At 54.8% G+C, this 2973-nt stretch carries 1 rRNA gene; it reads right to left on the bottom strand.

Annotation, left to right across the window (positions count from 1 at the left end):
- Window positions 1-42: 42 nt before the first annotated feature.
- Window positions 43-2969, bottom strand: a 23S ribosomal RNA gene (locus NIE88_RS21855).
- Window positions 2970-2973: the final 4 nt, after the last annotated feature.

Genomic DNA, 2973 nt, shown 5'->3' with positions numbered 1-2973 from the left:
GGTAACGAAAGCGTTGAAACGTGTCAAGACCTCCAAGTCTTCTGGGTTAAGCCCTCGACCGATTAGTATCTGTCCGCTCCACACCTCACGGTGCTTCCACTCCAGACCTATCCACCTCATCATCTCTAAGGGGTCTTACTGATTTAAAATCATGGGAAATCTCATCTTGAAGGGGGCTTCATGCTTAGATGCTTTCAGCACTTATCCCGTCCACACATAGCTACCCAGCGTCTGCTCCTGGCGGAACAACTGGTACACCAGCGGTGTGTCCATCCCGGTCCTCTCGTACTAAGGACAGCTCTTCTCAAATTTCCTACGCCCGCGACGGATAGGGACCGAACTGTCTCACGACGTTCTGAACCCAGCTCGCGTACCGCTTTAATGGGCGAACAGCCCAACCCTTGGGACCTACTTCAGCCCCAGGATGCGATGAGCCGACATCGAGGTGCCAAACCTCCCCGTCGATGTGAACTCTTGGGGGAGATAAGCCTGTTATCCCCAGGGTAGCTTTTATCCGTTGAGCGATGGCCCTTCCATGCGGTGCCACCGGATCACTAAGCCCGACTTTCGTCCCTGCTCGACGTGTAGGTCTCGCAGTCAAGCTCCCTTGTGCCTTTACACTCTGCGAATGATTTCCAACCATTCTGAGGGAACCTTTGGGCGCCTCCGTTACCTTTTAGGAGGCGACCGCCCCAGTCAAACTGCCCGCCTGACACTGTCTCCGAACCGGATCACGGTCCCGGGTTAGAATGTCGCTATCGTCAGGGCAGTATCCCACCGATGCCTCCGCCGAACCTAGCGGTCCGGTTTCCAAGGCTCCTGCCTATCCTGTACAAACGATAGCCACATCCAATATCAAGCTGCAGTAAAGCTCCATGGGGTCTTTCCGTCCTGTCGCGGGTAACCTGCATCTTCACAGGTACTATAATTTCACCGGGTCTCTCGTTGAGACAGTATCCAAATCGTTACACCTTTCGTGCGGGTCGGAACTTACCCGACAAGGAATTTCGCTACCTTAGGACCGTTATAGTTACGGCCGCCGTTTACTGGGGCTTCAATTCAAAGCTTCTCCCGAAGGATCACCTCTCCTTTTAACCTTCCAGCACCGGGCAGGTGTCAGCCCCTATACATCACCTTACGGTTTTGCAGAAACCTGTGTTTTTGGTAAACAGTCGCTTGGATCTTTTCACTGCGGCTCCTCGGACCCGTAGGTCCGACGAGCACCCCTTCTCCCGAAGTTACGGGGTGATTTTGCCGAGTTCCTTAACGAGAGTTCTCCCGAGCGTCTTAGAATTCTCTTCTTGCCCACCTGTGTCGGTTTGGGTACGGGCACCGTTTCACTCGCTAGAGGCTTTTCTTGGCAGTGTAGGATCAGGCGCTTCGGTACTTAAGTTCCCTCCTCATCACCGCTTGGCCTCACGCAGCGGGATTTGCCTCGCTGCCAGCCTCACGGCTTGAACGCACCGTCCATCCGTGCGCTCGCCTTACCTTCCTGCGTCCCCCCATCACTCAATCGTGAAACGCTGGTACAGGACTATCCACCTGTTGTCCATCGCCTACGCCTTTCGGCCTCGGCTTAGGCCCCGACTAACCCTGAGCGGACGAACCTTCCTCAGGAACCCTTAGGCTTTCGACGGAGAAGATTCTCACTTCTCTTTTCGTTACTCATACCGGCATTCTCACTTCCAAACGCTCCAACATGCCTCACGGCACATCTTCCATGCCCTTGGAACGCTCCCCTACCATGACCTGACGGTCATCCGCGACTTCGGTGCTGTGCTTAGCCCCGTTACATTTTCGGCGCGACGCCACTCGACCAGTGAGCTATTACGCACTCTTTAAATGGTGGCTGCTTCTGAGCCAACATCCTGGTTGTCTGGGCAACGTCACATCCTTTCCCACTTAGCACAAACTTGGGGACCTTAGTCGGCGGTCTGGGCTGTTTCCCTTTCGACGACGGATCTTATCACTCGCCGTCTGACTCCCGGACGTAAGCGCTTGGCATTCGGAGTTTGACTGAACTCGGTAATCCTGTGGGGACCCCTTATTCAATCAGTGCTCTACCTCCAAGTCTCACTCATCCGAGGCTAGCCCTAAAGCTATTTCGGGGAGAACCAGCTATCTCCGTGTTCGATTGGCATTTCACCCCTACCCACACCTCATCCCCGCATTTTTCAACATGCGTGGGTTCGGGCCTCCATTCAGTGTTACCTGAACTTCACCCTGGACATGGGTAGATCACACGGTTTCGGGTCGACAACCCTAAACTCATTCGCCCTATTCAGACTCGCTTTCGCTGCGGCTCCGCCTCTTCAGCTTAACCTTGCTTAGAATCGTCACTCGCCGGTCCATTCTACAAAAGGTACGCTGTCACCCCCCGAAGGGGGCTCCAACTACTTGTAAGCACACGGTTTCAGGATCTCTTTCACTCCCCTTCCGGGGTGCTTTTCACCTTTCCCTCACGGTACTGGTTCACTATCGGTCACTGGGGAGTATTTAGCCTTGGGAGACGGTCCTCCCAGATTCCGACGGGGTTTCTCGTGTCCCGCCGTACTCAGGATCCACTCCGGAGTGCGCGCTCCGTCGGCTACAGGGCGTTTGCCTTCTCTGGCCGACCCTTCCAGGTCGTTCGCCTGAAGCGCGCATTTCTGACTCCATGTGGAGTGTCCTACAACCCCAAAGGGCAAGCCCTTTGGTTTGGGCTGTTTCCCTTTCGCTCGCCACTACTCAGGAAATCGCATTTGCTTTCTCTTCCTCCGGGTACTGAGATGTTTCAGTTCCCCGGGTCTGCCTTACTCTGCCTATGGATTCAGCAGAGCATTCTATCCGTTCAGGATAGCGGGTTCCCCCATTCGGAAATCTTCGGATCAACGCTTACTTACAGCTCCCCGAAGCGTATCGGCGTTCGTTCCGTCCTTCATCGGCTCCCAGTGCCAAGGCATCCACCGTGCGCTCTTTTAAACTTAACCACTG

The organism is Sporolactobacillus shoreicorticis (genome assembly GCF_024125445.1).
In the GTDB taxonomy this organism is placed as follows: domain Bacteria; phylum Bacillota; class Bacilli; order Bacillales; family Sporolactobacillaceae; genus Sporolactobacillus; species Sporolactobacillus shoreicorticis.
This window is presented reverse-complemented; position numbering and strand designations above follow the sequence as displayed.